This is a genomic window from Protofrankia sp. Cj5, from assembly GCF_917627405.1.
Classification (GTDB): domain Bacteria; phylum Actinomycetota; class Actinomycetes; order Frankiales; family Frankiaceae; genus Protofrankia.
On the sequence record NZ_CAKJTO010000074.1, the window covers coordinates 1 to 16059 of the forward strand.

Genomic DNA, 16059 nt, shown 5'->3' on the forward strand with positions numbered 1-16059 from the left:
GCGCGTGTGAGATCGTCATTCCGGCTCACTGATCGAAAGCCCGATCTCACACACGCTCTAAGCTCCCAGGGCACTTGCTTCAACACCACCGGTCAGCGAGAGACCGCCGTCGACGACAAGCGTCTGACCTGTGATCCACGCAGCCTCGTCCGACAGCAGGAAGGTGACCGCGCCGGCAACGTCACGGGGCAGCCCGAGCCGCTTCAGCGGGTAGGCCGAAGCCACCTTGTCCTCCCGCCCGGCAAAAAGCGCGGTCGCGAACCTGGTCTTCACCACGGCGGGCGCGACCGCGTTCACCCGGATCGCCGGGCTGAGCTCCATCGCGAGCTCGCTGGTCAGACGGATCAACGCGGCCTTGCTGACCCCGTACAGGCCGATACCCGGCGATGGCCGAAGGCCCGCGACGGAGGCCATGTTGACGATCGCGCCACCGTGCTCGCCCATCCAGGCGTCCCGTACGAGCCTGATCCAGGCGAGCGGCGCAAGCACGTTGACACCAAAGATCTTCATTGCCGCGGCCGGTTCGACGTCGAGCATCGGGGCGTGGACAGGGTTGATCCCGGTGTTGTTCACGAGTATGTCGATTCTTCCGAACGTCTCAAGGGTCCGGCGGACGGCATCCTGCTGATGGAGCGGGTCATCGGCTCGTCCCGCTACCGCGAGGGCCACCTCGCCGCCCCCCAGCTCCTCGACCGCCGCTTCCAGCGGTTCCGCCTGGCGAGCGGTGAGGCTCACCTTCGCGCCCGCCCGGACAAGCTCTCTGGCAACCTCAAAGCCGATCCCCCGGCTTGCGCCCGTCACGATAGCGACCTGATCGGTTAGCGAGACCACTGCTGTCCGTCCTCCTCTGGCTGGCACCGTCCATCTGCGCATCAAACGGTTCGTGCCACTTTGACAGGAGAACAGTGATCGCGCAGCCTCCGGCGGAGTCAGCCCGCGACACCTCCGGCAGGAGCGGGCCAGGCCGCTGCCAGGGCGCTCGGCCGGGGCCGCTCAGCCAGAGCGCTGGGCCGCGCGGTGGGGCATCAGAGCGTTCGCGGGAATGACGCCCAAGCGTCCGGCCTGGTAGTCCTCCACCGCCTGGCGCAGCTCCTCACGGGTGTTCATCACGAACGGCCCGTACATCTCGACGTGCTCGCGGATGGGTTGCCCGCCCAGCAGCAGTACCTCCAGCATCGGGGCCGGCCCAGGCTGCGGGTCGTCAGCGACGAGCGTGAGGTGGTCACCTGGCCCGAACACGGCAAGCTGCCCGCGGCCGACCGGACGGCCCTCGCCACCGACCCGTCCCGAACCCGCGAGGATGTAGGCAAGCGCGTTGAAGCCGGGGTTCCAGGGGACCGTCAGCCGAGCGCCGGGGGACACCGACGCATGTGCCACCGCGATCGGAGTATGGGTGGAGCCGGGGCCCTGATGGCCACCGACATCCCCGGCGATGAGTCTCAGCAGCGCCCCCGCGTCCGGCGACGAGACCAGGCTGACCCGGTCGCCTTCGATGCTCTGGTACCGCGGCGGGCTGAACTTGTCGCGCCCAGGCAGGTTCACCCACAGCTGGATGCCGTGGAAGAGCCCGCCGCTGACGACAAGCTCTTCGGGCGGTGTCTCGATGTGCAGGATCCCCGCGCCCGCTGTCATCCACTGGGTCGCGCCGTCGGTGATGACGCCGCCTCCGCCGTTGGAGTCCTGATGCTGGAACGTCCCATCGATCATGTATGTGACGGTCTCGAAGCCCCGGTGAGGATGCCAGGGGGTGCCCTTTGGCTCGCCCGGCGCGTACTCGACCTCGCCCATCTGATCCATGTGAACAAAAGGATCAAGATCGGCAAGGCTGACACCGGCGAAGGCCCGGCGCACGGGGAAGCCTTCGCCCTCACGGCCCGACGGCGCCGTCGTCACCGAACGGACCGGACGGTCAACGGCACCGGCGAGCGGCGTCCCAAGACGCGGCAGGCTGGTTGTATCGGCGGTCACGGCAGGCATCGCGATCCTCCTGACAGTGAGCTAAATGTTGCCAATGCAACTATACGTTGAGGATAACCCCAGCTCACCCTGGTCGCTTCCCGATCAGCCCACGTGACAACCTGGCCTGGACAACCTGGCCTCATGGATGGGCAGTTCAGAACGCCGCGGCGATCGTCTGCTCCACCTGCCGCTTGCGCGCCGCGAGCTCCGCCTCCTCGGCCCGCGCCCGGTCGAGGCTGTCGGCAACGGCCTCGTCTCCGTTCATCAGCTCCGCCAGGTCGAGGCTGGCCAGGTCGAGGACACCCATCCGCGCATAGGCGTCGCGGACCTTTTCGCCCCACAGGCCTATATCCCTGACACAGGGCACAATCCGGCTGAACAGGAGCTTACGGAACACCCGCATGTAACTGGACGTCTCGACCGCGGCAAGGCAGGCGGCCACGTCGAATCCGAGGTTGTCCCACACCTCGGCGCCCCGCAGCCGGTCCCGCATCAGCCAGCAGCTTTCAACGACGAATTCCTCCCGCTCGGCACGCTCACGACTACTCAGCTGCGCGTAGTAGTCACGCAGTACCAACCGGCCAAACGCCACGTGCCGAGCCTCGTCCTGCATCACGTAGGCGAGAATCTGCTTCGGCAGCGCGGCGGACGTGGCGTCGCGCAGCACGCCAAACGCGGCGAGGGCGAGACCCTCAATGAGCACCTGCATACCCAGGTACGGAATGTCCCACCGGCTGTCGCCAAGGGTCGAGTCGAGCAGCGACCGCAGTTCGGGATTGATCGGGTAAACGATACCGATCTTCTCCGTCAGGAAACGGGCGTATGTCTCGGCGTGCCGCGCCTCGTCGATCGCCTGGGTCGCGGCGTAGAACTTCGCGTCCATGTCCGGCACCGACTCGACGATCCGAGCACTGCAGATCATCGCGCCCTGCTCGCCATGCAGGAACTGGCTGAACTGCCACGAGGTCAGATGCCGGCTGAGCTCACCGCGCTCCCGCTCGCTGAGTTTCTCCCAGACCGGCAGCCCGTGGATGGGGATGGTGTCGTCGGGAAGCTCCAGCGCCCGGTGGGGGTCCACCTCCACGGACCAGTCAATCCTGGTCGCGGCGTCCCACTGCCTGTCCTTGCCCTTCTGGTAGAGATCCAGCAGCCGGGCACGGCCTTCGTCGTATTCCCAGGAGAAGCGCGCGGCACCGGCCATCGGCACGTCCCAGGTGGAACCACCAGCCGGCATGACGTAGTGGCCGTATGTGCTCATGACCTGACCTCCGCGATAGCCACCGGACGTCCGGCATGTGCAGACTGTTCAGAGCGACGGCAGGTGTCAAGCGATCACTCGTGGTACATGGCTTGTCATGACCGGCAGGATCTTCAGCCGCGGCCCGCCCCGCCGCGGCGACCGCAGCATGATCCGCGTCGGCCAAGCCGGCCAGGCCGGCCGCGTGGACCGCGGTGACACGGACTAAGAGCGCCCGGCAAGAGGGGTGTGGATCAAGGAGCGGGGCTGGGGTGCGTGCATCGCGAGGCGGCGGAGGAAGGCGCCCTGGTGCTGGGCGCCGACTGACGACAACGACGCGAGGTGCGTGCCCCAGCCCCGCGACGCCGCGTCCCCTATTGCCGGTCGCTCTAACACTATTGGGACGGTCCCCCAGGTGGGGGGACCGGTCAGCGCTCGACACGCCGCCGGTAAAGTTAAGGGTTTGTGACAACCAGCCCAGCGGACCGCCCGGACCGCTACCGTCTGGGCTGTGGACCGCAGCTGCAGTCGACCGGATTTCCTGCGGCAGGAGCGCCTGCGAGCAGCAGGCCGGCTCCGAAGCCGTCGACGCCCTCGTGACACCCATGGTCGTCGCCGGCTGACGGCCCGGCCACCGGGACGTCCCGCTCGGCGTCGCTGACCACCGAGCGGCTCAGCGCCGCTGAGCCGTGCGCTGAGGTCCGATCCGCCCGTTGCCATCCGCGTGGGCCGCCGGGCCCGCGCTCGCCTCGGCGTCACCGCGACGTCCTGGCGGCCACCGCCTACCGTCTGCCCACGAAGCTGCCCATCGCCGGGATGTCGTTCGGCGATATGGTCAGCTTGTCACCAATCGGACAGACGGACGGAAAGGGCACGCCAGCCGGTGGGACTGCTGAGGCGAGGTGGGCTTGGCATCGCGATGTTCGCGACCGCCCTCGCGCTCATGCCTGTCCTGGTGGTGTGGTATCAGCATCATCCAGTACCTGCCGCTGGCGGCAGCACGCTCACCACCGGCGAAGCAGCGCGGCCGGGCGACACGACGGCCGTCGTCCCGGCGAGCACCGACACGGCTGCCCCGGCGTCACCTGCCCCACCCTGGACTGCGTCGGACCGTGCCAGCGGCGCGGCAGCGGCGAGTCCGGCCCTGCTCGGCTTCACCGGCATCGTCTCGGGCAGCATCGTGAGCGGGCTCATCCAGAATGGCGTCGTGAGCGGAGTCGTCCGGATCGGGCTCGCGGTCTCCGGATCGCCCGGCACCATCCTGTTCCGCCTGAGCGGGAGCGCTTCGATGTCCTACGTAGCCACCGGGCCACCGTTTCTGTTCCTGCCGCAGGAACTCCCGTGGAACACAACACAGTTCCCGAACGGGCTGTACATGCTCACGGCGACCGCCGCCCAGCAGTCCATACCACCCCTCTCGGTGACGTTCCAGGTCATCAACCAGACAGCCCCGCGGTCCCCTCCCAGCTAAGAGCCTCCGGCAACAGCCGAAAGCCCCGCTGGCGCCGATGACCGTACCGCCAAGCGTCGGCGGGCGCCTCGCTGGCGGGCACGGGCGAATGTCCAGCGGCGGCACCGAACGGCTGGCCCCCGCGTGACGTCCCGGCCAGGAGACCCTAAGGTCAACCAGATATGGATCGCCTTGTCTGGATCGACTGTGAGATGACCGGGCTCAACGCCGCCTCCGATCTTCTGCTGGAGGTCGCATGCTTGGTCACCGACAGTGAACTTAATATCCTTGGTGACGGTGTGGACGTGGTCATGTCCGCGCCGGAGGCCGCGCTTGCCGGGATGGAGGCCGTGGTCCAGGAGATGCACACCGCCTCGGGCCTGACCGACGCGGTACGTGTGTCAACGCTGACCCTGGCCGAAGCCGAACGACAGGTACTGGACTACGTCCAGCGTCAGGTTCAGGACCCGGGCAAAGCCCCCCTGTGCGGTAACTCGATCGCCACTGATCGCGGCTTTCTCGCACGGTACATGCCGACCCTCGACAGTTATCTGCACTACCGGATGGTCGACGTGTCGACGGTGAAGGAACTCGCCCGGCGCTGGTACCCCAGGGCCTACTACGCGGCACCGCCCAAGCGCGGCGGTCACCGTGCCCTCGCCGACATCCGGGAAAGCATCGACGAACTGCGCTACTACCGGAAAGCCATCTTTGTGCCACAACCGGGTCCCAGCAGCGAATCCGCCCGGGCGGTGGCCCGGGAGATCCGGGTTGCCAGCCACCCCGACGACGCTTCCGTCACCACGGCGACCAGCGGGGAGGCATCCCCGCCGACCGTGGTCTGAGCGCTGCCGAGGTGCCGCTGGCAGCCCCGGCAGCGTCATGGCCGGGACGCCGGAATCCTCGTGGCCAGAAGGAGGGATTGACCGGTACTATGAGCCAGGTCCGGAGATGTTGTGCCGGTCGACCGCTGGTGCGCAGGCAACCGCTGCGTGTGGGCGGGGCATGTCTTCGGTACGTGGTGGGTGTAGCTCAGCTGGTAGAGCACCGGGTTGTGGTCCCGGGTGTCGCGGGTTCAAGTCCCGTCACTCACCCCACGTAAGGGTCTGCCATAACCCAGAGCAGCCGCGCGAGACCTTCATCGTAACTCCGCAGTGGCCGTCAGCACCGCGGTGAGCCTGCGCAACGCGGAACGCAGAGCAACGAACTCGTCGCGGGAAAGGCCCATAGCACGCTCGATGGCGGATGGCACGCTCCGGGCTCGCTCCCGCAGCGCGGCGCCTTCCTCGGTAAGGGTGATCTGGACAGAGCGCTCGTCGTCAACCCGCCGCTCGCGCCGCAGGAGGCCGGTTGACTCGAGCCGCTTGAGCAGTGGCGAGAGCGTGCCGTAGTCCAGCTGCAGCGCGGCGCACAGCTCCTTGACAGGGCTCGCCTCATGCTCCCAAAGCACGAGCATGACCAGGTACTGCGGATAGGTCAGACCAAGCTGGTCAAGCAGTGGCCGGTAAACACCCGTCATGGCGCGCGACGCCGCGTACAGGGCGAAGCACAACTGGTCGTCCAGACGCAGCGAGGAGTCCCGCCGCCCGTCCTCGGTGTGGCCGACCATGTCGATGTCCTGGCTGGTCATGGCCCATATTCCCATCCTGCCAGCGGGTGGGCACCCACTCGCCCATCGATCATGTTGCCTCCTGGCGCGCACGGACACGCCAGGAGGCTGTCAGCCACGGTCAGAGCAGGCCGGCGGCAAGGGTGATGGGAACCCCGGCCAGCGCCTGGCTCACCGGACAGTTCGCCTTGGCCTCCTCCGCCGCCTTGACGAAGCCGGAGTCATCCATCCCAGGCACGTCACCGCGGACGGTGATGTGGATACCGGTGATACCGGTACCCGGCTGGAAGGTCACGTCCGCCTGGGTCTCCAGCCGGCGCGGCGGATTCCCCGCCCCGGTCAGGGCGTGCGAGAGCGCCATGGAGAAGCAGGATGAGTGAGCGGCCGCGATGAGCTCCTCCGGGCTGGTGACGCCGCCCGGCGCCTCGGCACGCGCGGGCCACGAAACAGGGAAGTCGCCGATCTGGGACGAGGCGAAGGTGACGGTCCCGCCCCCCTCGATCAGGCTGCCTTCCCAGGCCGTGCGCGCGGTGCGAGTGGTTGCCATGGTGGGTACCTCCGTTGTGGCGATCTGATGGCCGCGGCTGCCGTACAGCCACATTCGGAGAGTACACGATTGCATCGTGCACAATCTTTTTTGCCAAAAGATCCACCATCGGCACTCCAAATGATCATATTCTGTGAGTCGGCCGCTCCTCGTCCCGAATTTCGCCGACAAGCTCTTCCAGGACGTCCTCCAGCGCGACGACCCCGAGAATCGTTCCGTCCCGGTCGGTGACCCGGGCCAGGTGCGCTCCGCTGTGCTGCATCGTCGCGAGCACCGTCCGCAGCCTGTCGTCCGCGCCAACCCGGGCGAGCGGGCGGACCCACTTCGCCGGAACCGGCGCCGACCGCTTTCCCGGGCTGGTTTCCAGAACGTCCTTGAGATGCAGGTAGCCGGCGAGCGTCCCGGCTGGGTCACGGACCGGGAAACGAGAGAAACCGGTCCGCGCGGCCACCGCTTCGACATCGCGCGGGGTCACCCCGAGCGGAACCGTCTCCAGCCGATCGACGGGGAGCAGCACGCTGCGCGCGCTGCGCTCATCGAGGTAGAGCGCCCCTGACAGCAGACCGTGCTGGTCTTCGTCGAGCAGTCCCTCACGCCGGGACTCCTCGACGAAGCCGGCGACCTCGTCGCGGGTGAAGGCGCTGGCGACCTCCGCCCGCGGCGTCACCCGCAGCATCCGCAGGCTGAGGTTGGCGATCATGTTCAGCCCGACGATCGCCGGCCGCAGGCAGCGGACGACACCGGCGAGCGGTGGGACGAGCAGCAGCGCGCTTCGGTCGGGCCCAGCCAGGGCGATGTTCTTGGGAACCATTTCGCCGATCACGACGTGCAGGAACACCACAATGACCATGGCGGCGACGAACGCGGCCAGGTGCCAGGACGCGTCGGGCAGCCCGACCGCCGCGAACGGCCCCTCCAACAGCGCGGCGACCGCGGGTTCGCCGAGCGACCCCAGCCCGAGGGTGCAGATCGTGATGCCGAGCTGCGCGCCGGCCAGCATCAACGACGCCTCCTCCATCGCCCGCAGCGTGCTGCGGGCACGGGCCGATCCGCTCTGCGCCATCGGTTCGACGGCGCTCCGGCGGGCCGAGATCAACGCGAACTCGGCCCCCACGAAGAACGCGTTGGCCAGCAGCAGGACAGCGGCGAGACAGAGCGCGACAAGGACGCTCACCGCACCGCGCCCATCACGTCCGGGCTGCGCCGGTCCCGGGGTGTGCGGGGAAGTACCAGGTGGACGCGGTCCACCCGGCGGCCGTCCATGAGGTGGACAGCGAGGCTGACACCGTCGACATCGACGACGTCACCGGCGACGGGCAACCGGCCGAGCCGGTCCGCGATCAGGCCCCCGAGGGTCTGGTAGGCGTCGTCCAGCGGCAGCCGGATGCCAACGGTCTGCGCAGCCTCATCCACCCGGAGCAGGCCAGACAGCAGCCACGTCCCGTCCTTCCGCCGCTGCGCGCGCGCGGCGATCCGATCATGCTCATCCACCACGTCGCCGACAAGCTCCTCGATCAGATCCTCGATGGTGACCAGGCCATCCGTACCGCCGAACTCGTCGATGACGACCGCCAGCTGCAGCCCGCCCCGGCGCAGCGTCTCCAGCAGCGGGTCGAGCTCGATCGTGGACGGCACCACCAGATGATCAATCATGATCTCGCCGACGGTGACCCTCTCCCGGTCGTCCTCACCGACCGAGACGGCGTGTTTGACGTGGACGAGACCGACGACGTCGTCCAGGCCCTGGCCGACCACGGGAAAGCGGGAGTGCCCGGTCCGGCGGGCCATCGCGATGACCTCGCGGACCGGGTCGTCCACCTGGACCGTACACATCCGGACCCGGGGAGTCAGGACGTCCGCGGCCTGCTTGTGCCCGAACGCCAGGGATCGCTGGAGCAGCGTCGCGGTCTCCGGCGCGAGCGTGCCCTTTTCCGCGGATCGGCCTACCAGCGCGAACAGCTCCTGTGCGGATCGGGCGGAGGCGAGTTCCTCCTGGGGCTCAAAGCCCAGCCGACGCAGCAAGCCGTTGGCGGTGCCGTTGAGCAGACGGATCGGGTAGCCGGCCACCCGGCTGAAGCCCCGTTGGAACCCCTGTAGCGCGCGAGCGGTCGGCAGCGGGCGGGCAACCGCCAGATTCTTCGGAACCAGCTCGCCATAAATCATCGTTATGGTCGTGGCGAGCGCCAGGGCAGCCGTCACGCTGACGCCCCGCGCCGCTCCCGCGGGTACGCCGACGGATTCCAACGGCCCGTCCAGGATGCGCGCGATCGCCGGTTCGGCGAGGAAACCGACCGCCAGGTTGGTGATGGTGATACCCACCTGCGCTCCGGAGAGCTGGGTGGAAAGGCTCGCGAGCGCGGACAGGACGCCCGCCGACCGCTTGTCGCCCGCTTCGGCCGCGCGGGCCACGGCGGAGCGATCAACCGTGACGAGCGCGAACTCGGCCGCGACGAAGACGCCACAGGCCCCGACCAGAACAACGCTGAGCAGGATGAGAAGCCATTGTGTCATTGCGGCCTGCCCAGGTCGGCTCGGTCCGGGGCAGGCGTCGGACTATGACTGGGTATGTCAGGACTCGGCATGACCCTCTCGAAAATCGATGTGGTGGGACCCGGCAGGACTCGATGCGGGTGGTGACGGACGGCCGTGACAACCGACACTCTGACAAGATCCGCCGACCCGCGCAACGTGCGCTGACGCAGTGCCCTTCAAAGCCCTTCACATCGCGATCCATCCACCCGGACGCCGCTGCCTGATCGAACGTCCAGGGTCTGCCGGCGCCAGGCAGCGCCTCGCGTCGTTGTCGTCAGCCCAGGTAGCACACCGCTACCGGGGCCTGGGCCGCCTCGCGACGCATCCACCTGGCATCCGACAGCCCCCGAAGGACTTCCAGCGCCGACCACTTAGAGCGACCAGCAAGAGGGGACGCGGTGTCGCGGGGCTGGGGCACGCACCTCGCCGCGTTGTCGTCGGTCGCCACCCAGCACCAGGGTGACTCCCTCCTCCGCCTTGCGCCGCACGCACCCCAGCTCCGCTCCTTGATCCACACCCCTCTTGCCGGGCGCTCTTACAGCGACCAGCAAGAGGGGACGCGGTGTCGCGTCCCTATTGCCGGGCGCTCTTAGTCGATCTCGAACAAGCCCTGGCGGACGGCATACATGACCGCTTCCATGCGTGAGTGGAGCTGTAGTTTGTCCAGAATGTTACGGACATGGTTCTTCACCGTGTTCTCGCTGATGAACAGCTTCCGGGCGATTTCACGGTTCGCGCGCCCCTCGGCGACCAGCTTGAGAACCTCCAGTTCACGGGCGGTGAGGTGCGGAGCGGGTACCCGGCTTGGCCGGTCATCCGATCCCCGCGCCAGCGTGGCGAACTCGACCATCAGCTTCGACGCCATCGAAGGGCTGATCAGGCTCAGGCCGTTGTGCACGGCACGCACCGCGCCCGCGACCTCGTGCGGCGGGATCGACTTGAGCAGGTAACCCACCGCGCCAGCCTTGATCGCTTCGAACAGGTCGGATTCGTCGTCGCTGACCGTCAACATCACAATCTTCGCCGTCGGCACCTCCCGCTTGATGGCGCCCGCCGCGTCGATGCCGTCTCGGTGCGGCATCCGGACGTCCATCAAGACGATGTCCGGGGTGGTTCCGGTGGCGATCGCGACAGCCTGCCGGCCGTCGGCGGCACGACCGACGACGGTGATGTCCTCTTCAAGATCAAGAACAGTCTCCAGTCCCTGTAGGAACAGCTCATGATCGTCAACAACGAGGACCCGGATGGGTTCGGGCCGAGGCGCCACAGGCGTCAGAACACTGACCATCAGAGACCGGAGCTAGCAGTCACGGAAGGTTCGACAACAGGCCGCCACCGGACCAACGAGATGCGATCGACGCATGTGCCCACTCTATGTGATGGCGGTCCTACGTAGAGCCGGGTCTTCTCGTCGGCGCTGATCGAGTCGTGCACGAACACCGCTTCCGACATATCGGAATGGTACGCGCTGGCAGGCCATCGCACCGCCAGCGACACACCGTGACCATACCCGCGAACGTGGTGATTCATCAACCCCGAACCGGACGTATCGCCCGCCCCGCCGGGCGGCCCGCACGGGATCCATCCCCGCGGCCCCACACCCCCCGCGGAGATCATATGACTACTCTAAGTAACATTCGCCGTGCTCGGCCGAACAGCACAAACATCATCAACACAAACACCGTCAAGCCCGGCCGAGGCCGAATACCGCCCGTTTCGCCGGCCAGCGCCGCAATCACCGGATACGCTCGTCACCGTCCAGGAAACACGGCATCCCTAGTGGCGTCTGGGGCCGATCACAGGCAACCTGGCCCCATGGTCACACCCTCTCCCAGCAAGCCCCGCCTGTCTCTCAAACCCGGCACCGCATGGTCGGACGCCTACGCCCGGTGCACCCGGGCCGCCCCTGAGGCGTTCGCCGACGACCGGCTTCACAACCTGTGGGGCGGCCAGTGGCGCCGGACCGGCGAGCCCCTGAGCAGCGTCACACCGGTCGACGGATCACCCATCACCGGACCACCCATGATCGAACCGGACGAGGCCCGGGAGGCCATCCGCGCGACCCTGGACGACCACAAGCGATGGCGCGACGTACCGCTGGCCGAACGCAAGATGCGGGTGCGTGCCGCGCTGGACGCCATGGACGACAACCGTGATCTGCTCGCCCTGCTGCTGGTCTGGGAGATCGGCAAGCCGTGGCGGCTGGCGCGCACGGACGTCGACCGGGCGATCGACGGTGTCCGCTGGTATATCGAGGAAATCGGCCCGATGCTGGCCGGCCGCGGCCCCCTGCCCGGGCCCGTCAGCAACATCGCCAGCTGGAACTACCCGATGAGCGTACTCATGCACGCGATGCTGGTCCAGGTTCTCGCCGGCAACGCGGCGATCGCGAAGACCCCGACGGACGGTGGCGCCGCCTGCCTCACCCTCGCCTGCGCCCTGGCGCGGCGCGAAGGCCTGCCGGTGGCCCTGGTCTCCGGGTCCGGCTCCAGGCTGTCCGGCGCGCTGGTCCGGGCACCGGAGATCGGCTGCCTGGCCTTCGTCGGCGGGCGCTCCACCGGCGGCCAGGTCGCGGCCGCGCTGGTCGACACGGGCAAACGGCACTTCCTCGAGCAGGAGGGCCTCAACGCCTGGGGCATCTGGGAGTTCTCCCAGTGGGACCTGCTGGCCGCGCACCTGAAGAAGGGGTTCGAATACGGCAAGCAACGATGCACCGCCTATCCCCGCTATGTCGTCCAGCGCCAGCTCTTCGATCAGTTCCTCGCCGCCTACCTGCCCGTGGTGTCCTCGGTGCGGTTCGGCCATCCGCTGGCCGTCGCGCACGACGACGATGCCCTGCCAGAACTCGACTACGGGCCCGTCATCACCGCGGAGAAGGCCGTCGAACTCGCCGGCAAGATCAACGAGGCGATCGCCAAGGGCGGGGTTCCGCTGTACCGGGGCAGCGTCGCCGACGGTGCCTTCGTTCCCAGGCAGGACACCACCGCCTACGTGCCTCCGGTGGCGCTCCTCGCTCCCCCGCCGTCCTGCGCGCTGCACCATGCCGAGCCGTTCGGCCCGGTGGACACGATCGTGGTGGTCGACTCCGAAGCCGAGCTGCTGGCCGCGATGAACGCCTCCAACGGAGCGCTGGTGGCATCGCTGGCCTGCGACGACGAGGTGCTCGCCCGCCGGCTGAGCAGTGAGATCCATGCCTTCAAGGTGGGCATCAACAAGCCGCGGTCGCGCGGTGACCGGGCCGAGCCGTTCGGCGGCCGGGGCGCCTCCTGGAAGGGCGCCTTCGTCGGCGGCGACCACCTCGTCCACGCGGTCACCGTCGGGACGGACCCGCGGGAACGCCTGTACGGCAACTTCCCGAGCTACTCCCTGTACCCCGAGGCCTGAACCAGACGGTACCCGGCCCGGCCCGCCCAGCCGGCGCGGGCCGGGCCGGGTACCGTGCAGAGCTGGGGACCGATGCCGTGCTCGGCGAGAGGACCGACGCGAAGTCCCAGCTCATGGCAACGGGCGGCGAGTTCCGGCAGGGCGCCGAGGGCGCTGCGCCACGCCTGTGGCGCGGACGTGCAATCGGAATCGTGCAGGAGGATGGTGCCGCCACCGCGCAGCTCGGGCGCGAGGGTGGCCAGGACGCTCAGCGGCGTGGCCGTCGAGGTCCAGTCCCGGCCCCAGGCGGTCCATAACACCGGCATGAGCCGCAGCCTGCTGGCGGCAACAAGAAAACCGGCCGACAGGATGCCGTGCGGTGGCCGGGCAAACCGCGGTTCCCGACCGGTGACGGCTGTGATCAGATCCCGGGTACGCCTGAGCTGCCGGTAGGTGGACTGTGGCCCGCGCAGCAGCATCGGCCGGTGATCCCAGGCGTGGACCGCGAGCTCGTGGCCGGCGTCCGCCATCCGCTGGGCAAGGCCGGGCGCCCGCTCCAGCATCGTCCCGAGGACGAAGAACGTCGCCCGGATGTCCAGCTCGGCGAGCACCTCGAGGAACAGCGGCGTGGACGCCGGGTCCGGGCCGTCGTCAAAGGTCAACGCCACGTGGTCGGGCGCGCCGACCCCCGCGAGGACCGGCAGCACCCGCGTGCGCAGGCGGCGCAGAGTGGCCACCGACGGCGCCGCGTAGGTCACGGCGGCGGTGACGCCGAGACCGGCGACGGCCCGGACGACCCGCTCCGGCGGGATTCTCCCGGCGCCGCTCACCACGGGGCTGGCCTCACCATCGACATCACGGCGGACATCGCCGCCGACCGGTCAGGGACCGGCAGGTACATCATGCCGGACACCTTCCCACACCAGGCGCCCAACGCGGGGCCGACCCGGCAGCCGCACATGCTCAGAGCCTGTTCGTGGGGCCACGATCGCGCGCCCGTGGCCCCACGACCGGCGAAACTTGCATGCGGAGCCTCCGGCGGTGTCGGCTGACGATGACACCGTTGGCGGCACCGATGGCGGCGCGGGAGAAGGAGGCTCATGCTGGCAGCTGGCGCCAACGCCCGGGGATCACAGTCATCGGCGTCCGGCGCGGACGTCATCGTGGCCGGCGCGGGCGTGATCGGGCTCGGGGTCGCGTGGCGCGCCCAGCTGCGTGGCCTGTCGGTGACCATCGTCGATCCGGCGCCGGGGTCGGGCGCGAGCGGGGCGGCCGCGGGCATGCTGGCTCCTGTCAGCGAGCTGCACTACGGCGAGCGGCCGCTGCTGGAGCTGAACACCGCTTCCGCGCTGCGTTACCCCGCCTTCGTCGACGAGCTGGAACGCAGCAGTGGTTGCGAAATCGGCTACCTGCGGTGCGGGACGCTGGTAGCCGCCTGGGACGCCGCGGACATGGCCGGCCTGCGTGACATCCACGGCTTCGCACGGTCGCTGGGGCTGGAGACCGAACTGCTGACCAGGCACCAGTTGCGCGCCCGGATCCCGGCGTCCGCGAGCGGGCTGGTGGGTGCGCTGGCGGTGCCGGGCGACCATCAGGTCGACAACAGGCGCCTGCACCACGCGTTGCTGCGGGCATGCGAGCGGGCAGGCGCGACCATGCTCCGGGTGGCCGCGCGGGAACTGCTGCTGCGCGCTGGCCGGGCCGCCGGGTTGCGGCTCGCCGACGGCACCGAGCTGACCGCGCCGGTGGTCGTGCTGGCCTGTGGGGCGTGGTCGGCCCGGATCGGTGGGCTGCCGCTGGCGGCTCTCCCCGCGGTCCGGCCGGTCAAGGGGCAGACCCTACGGCTGCGGACCGTCGGGCCGCCCCTGCTTACCTGCGTGTTGCGGGGCTCGGTGCGTGGCTGCCCGGTGTACCTGGTACCGCGCGGCGACGGTCGGGTCGTGGTCGGGGCCAGCAGCGAGGAGGCCGGATTCGACCTGCGCCCGCGGGCCGGCGCTGTGTATGAGCTCCTGCGCGATGCCCAGGCCCTCGTGCCGGGGCTGGGCGAAGCCGAGCTTGAGGAGGTGAGCACCAGCCTGCGGCCCGCCTCACCCGACAACGCCCCGCTCATCGGCCCGTCGCGGGTGCCCGGCCTCGTGCTGGCTGTCGGCCACTACCGCAACGGCGTGCTGCTCACGCCGGTGACCGCGGATGCCATCGCCGGCCTGCTCGCGGACGGCGCCATGCCCGCCGAGGTCGCGCCGTTCACGCCGGCCAGGTTTGACCCCACGGCCGCCCCGCCCGGGTTCGGCCCGGTCGGCGCCGAGCCGCCGGGCGCCGGGCGCCGGGCGCCGGGCGCCCACGCGGGACCCGACAGTCACTGAGGAGGATGGCGGATGACTCTCACCGTGAACGGCAAACTCATGCAGCTACCGGCTGGGACCACCCTGTACCAGCTGATGGCGGGTTTGGCGGGCGTCGGCCGGGGGACCGCCGCCGCGGTCGACGGCGTTGTCGCCCCCCGCGGCGGATGGGCGGAGCTGGAGCTGCGCGCCGGCCAGCATGTGGAGATTCTCACCGCGACCCAGGGAGGTTGACGTGGCCGACGACACCTTCACCATCGCCGGTGCGGAATTCGATTCCCGGCTGATCATGGGGACCGGCGGGGCACCGAGCCTGGCCATCATGGCGGCGGCGATTCAGGCCTCGGGGACAGCCATGTGCACGGTGTCCATGCGCCGGGTGGATACCGCGACACCCGGGTCGGTACTGGACATGCTCGCCGGCTGCGGCGTCCGGGTGCTGCCGAACACGGCCGGGTGCCGCACCGCCCACGAGGCCGTCCTGACCGCCCGGCTCGCCCGGGACGCGCTGGGAACAGACTGGATCAAACTTGAGGTGATCGCGGACGACCACACGCTGCTGCCGGATCCGGTCGAACTCCTCGACGCGGCCGAGCTCCTGGTCGCGGACGGGTTCACCGTCCTGCCCTACACCAACGACGACCCGGTGCTCGCCCGCCGGCTCCAGCGGGCCGGCTGCGCCGCGGTGATGCCGCTGGGCGCGCCCATCGGCACCGGACTGGGAATCCGCAACAGGCACAACATCGAGCTGATCGTCGCCGAGGCCGAGGTTCCCGTCATCCTCGATGCCGGGATCGGTACCGCCTCCGACGCCGCGCTTGCCATGGAACTCGGCTGTGACGCCGTGCTGCTCGCCTCCGCGGTCACCCGGGCGCAGGACCCCGCCCTCATGGCGGCGGCCATGGCGGCCGCGGTGACCGCTGGACGGCTCGCGGCCCGCGCCGGGCGCATACCCCGGCGCCACCACGCGCGAGCGTCGTCCCCCACGCATGGCACCGCGGTGTTCTGAGCACCCGCGCA

The 16059-nt window shown here is 69.3% G+C and carries 15 protein-coding genes and 1 tRNA gene; 7 read left to right on the plus strand and 9 right to left on the minus strand.

The annotated features are described in order from the left end of the window. Positions 1-57: 57 nt before the first annotated feature. The 3 genes from MJ777_RS15820 to MJ777_RS15830 all read right to left on the minus strand — a co-directional run bounded on the left by MJ777_RS15820 (position 58) and on the right by MJ777_RS15830 (position 3217). Positions 58-831: an SDR family oxidoreductase gene (locus tag MJ777_RS15820; protein WP_239313617.1), complete on the minus strand. Its 774-nt coding sequence runs from the start codon at positions 829-831 to the stop codon at positions 58-60. A 162-nt stretch (positions 832-993) separates the two neighbouring features. Continuing rightward, positions 994-1977 (minus strand): pirin family protein, encoded by a 984-nt coding sequence (locus MJ777_RS15825; protein WP_239377011.1) that lies wholly within the window; start codon positions 1975-1977, stop codon positions 994-996. A gap of 136 nt (positions 1978-2113) precedes the next feature. Further along, on the minus strand, positions 2114-3217 hold the full coding sequence (locus MJ777_RS15830) for a diiron oxygenase (RefSeq protein ID WP_239313611.1): 1104 nt from the start codon (positions 3215-3217) through the stop codon (positions 2114-2116). 862 nt (positions 3218-4079) lie between these two features. Here MJ777_RS15830 and MJ777_RS15835 point away from each other — a divergent pair. The 3 genes from MJ777_RS15835 (at position 4080) to MJ777_RS15845 (ending at position 5743) form a co-directional block, all read left to right on the plus strand. Then, positions 4080-4667 carry a hypothetical protein gene (locus tag MJ777_RS15835; protein ID WP_239377012.1) on the plus strand — a complete coding sequence of 196 codons (588 nt, stop codon included), beginning with the start codon at positions 4080-4082 and terminating at the stop codon, positions 4665-4667. A 161-nt stretch (positions 4668-4828) separates the two neighbouring features. Then, on the plus strand, positions 4829-5491 hold the full coding sequence (gene orn, locus MJ777_RS15840; RefSeq protein WP_239377013.1) for an oligoribonuclease: 663 nt from the start codon (positions 4829-4831) through the stop codon (positions 5489-5491). 176 nt (positions 5492-5667) lie between these two features. Further along, positions 5668-5743 (plus strand) — tRNA-His (locus MJ777_RS15845). 41 nt (positions 5744-5784) lie between these two features. Here the strand turns inward: MJ777_RS15845 and MJ777_RS15850 are convergent. The 5 genes from MJ777_RS15850 to MJ777_RS15870 all read right to left on the minus strand — a co-directional run bounded on the left by MJ777_RS15850 (position 5785) and on the right by MJ777_RS15870 (position 10622). Continuing rightward, positions 5785-6276 (minus strand): MarR family winged helix-turn-helix transcriptional regulator, encoded by a 492-nt coding sequence (locus MJ777_RS15850; protein ID WP_305039420.1) that lies wholly within the window; start codon positions 6274-6276, stop codon positions 5785-5787. A 100-nt stretch (positions 6277-6376) separates the two neighbouring features. Beyond that, on the minus strand, positions 6377-6802 hold the full coding sequence (locus MJ777_RS15855) for an OsmC family protein (RefSeq protein WP_239311703.1): 426 nt from the start codon (positions 6800-6802) through the stop codon (positions 6377-6379). Positions 6803-6926: 124 nt separating this feature from the next. After that, complete coding sequence (locus tag MJ777_RS15860; RefSeq protein WP_239311701.1) at positions 6927-7976, minus strand: hemolysin family protein; 1050 nt, start codon at positions 7974-7976, stop codon at positions 6927-6929. Next, on the minus strand, positions 7973-9313 hold the full coding sequence (locus MJ777_RS15865) for a hemolysin family protein (RefSeq protein WP_239377014.1): 1341 nt from the start codon (positions 9311-9313) through the stop codon (positions 7973-7975). The genes MJ777_RS15860 and MJ777_RS15865 overlap by 4 nt, the downstream gene beginning before the upstream one ends. A gap of 610 nt (positions 9314-9923) precedes the next feature. After that, a complete protein-coding gene (locus MJ777_RS15870; protein ID WP_239311697.1) occupies positions 9924-10622 on the minus strand; it encodes a response regulator transcription factor in 699 nt (232 codons plus the stop codon). Between the two features lie 527 nt (positions 10623-11149). Between MJ777_RS15870 and MJ777_RS15875 the strand changes: the two genes are divergently transcribed. Next, positions 11150-12718 carry an aldehyde dehydrogenase family protein gene (locus tag MJ777_RS15875; RefSeq protein ID WP_239377015.1) on the plus strand — a complete coding sequence of 523 codons (1569 nt, stop codon included), beginning with the start codon at positions 11150-11152 and terminating at the stop codon, positions 12716-12718. Here MJ777_RS15875 and MJ777_RS15880 read toward each other — a convergent pair. Then, positions 12694-13527: a polysaccharide deacetylase family protein gene (locus MJ777_RS15880; RefSeq protein WP_370652733.1), complete on the minus strand. Its 834-nt coding sequence runs from the start codon at positions 13525-13527 to the stop codon at positions 12694-12696. The genes MJ777_RS15875 and MJ777_RS15880 overlap by 25 nt on opposite strands. Before the next feature lie 270 nt (positions 13528-13797). Between MJ777_RS15880 and thiO the strand changes: the two genes are divergently transcribed. The 3 genes from thiO to MJ777_RS15895 are packed head-to-tail and all read left to right on the plus strand — an operon-like array spanning position 13798 to position 16048. Further along, on the plus strand, positions 13798-15060 hold the full coding sequence (gene thiO, locus MJ777_RS15885) for a glycine oxidase ThiO (RefSeq protein WP_239377016.1): 1263 nt from the start codon (positions 13798-13800) through the stop codon (positions 15058-15060). A gap of 12 nt (positions 15061-15072) precedes the next feature. Then, positions 15073-15273, plus strand: a complete 201-nt coding sequence (gene thiS, locus MJ777_RS15890) for a sulfur carrier protein ThiS (protein ID WP_239311690.1) — start codon at positions 15073-15075, stop codon at positions 15271-15273. A gap of 1 nt (position 15274) precedes the next feature. Beyond that, positions 15275-16048, plus strand: coding sequence for a thiazole synthase (locus MJ777_RS15895; protein ID WP_255724424.1), 774 nt, complete (start codon positions 15275-15277; stop codon positions 16046-16048). The last annotated feature ends 11 nt before the right edge of the window (positions 16049-16059 follow it).

Bases quoted from the DNA above. Each gene is read 5' to 3' on its own strand.
- MJ777_RS15825 (WP_239377011.1), bottom strand. From the start codon at position 1,977: ATGCCTGCCGTGACCGCCGATACAACCAGCCTGCCGCGTCTTGGGACG.
- MJ777_RS15830 (WP_239313611.1), bottom strand. From the start codon at position 3,217: ATGAGCACATACGGCCACTACGTCATGCCGGCTGGTGGTTCCACCTGG.
- orn (WP_239377013.1), top strand. From the start codon at position 4,829: ATGGATCGCCTTGTCTGGATCGACTGTGAGATGACCGGGCTCAACGCC.
- MJ777_RS15850 (WP_305039420.1), bottom strand. From the start codon at position 6,276: ATGACCAGCCAGGACATCGACATGGTCGGCCACACCGAGGACGGGCGG.
- MJ777_RS15855 (WP_239311703.1), bottom strand. From the start codon at position 6,802: ATGGCAACCACTCGCACCGCGCGCACGGCCTGGGAAGGCAGCCTGATC.
- MJ777_RS15865 (WP_239377014.1), bottom strand. From the start codon at position 9,313: ATGACACAATGGCTTCTCATCCTGCTCAGCGTTGTTCTGGTCGGGGCC.
- MJ777_RS15870 (WP_239311697.1), bottom strand. From the start codon at position 10,622: ATGGTCAGTGTTCTGACGCCTGTGGCGCCTCGGCCCGAACCCATCCGG.
- MJ777_RS15875 (WP_239377015.1), top strand. From the start codon at position 11,150: ATGGTCACACCCTCTCCCAGCAAGCCCCGCCTGTCTCTCAAACCCGGC.
- thiO (WP_239377016.1), top strand. From the start codon at position 13,798: ATGCTGGCAGCTGGCGCCAACGCCCGGGGATCACAGTCATCGGCGTCC.
- thiS (WP_239311690.1), top strand. From the start codon at position 15,073: ATGACTCTCACCGTGAACGGCAAACTCATGCAGCTACCGGCTGGGACC.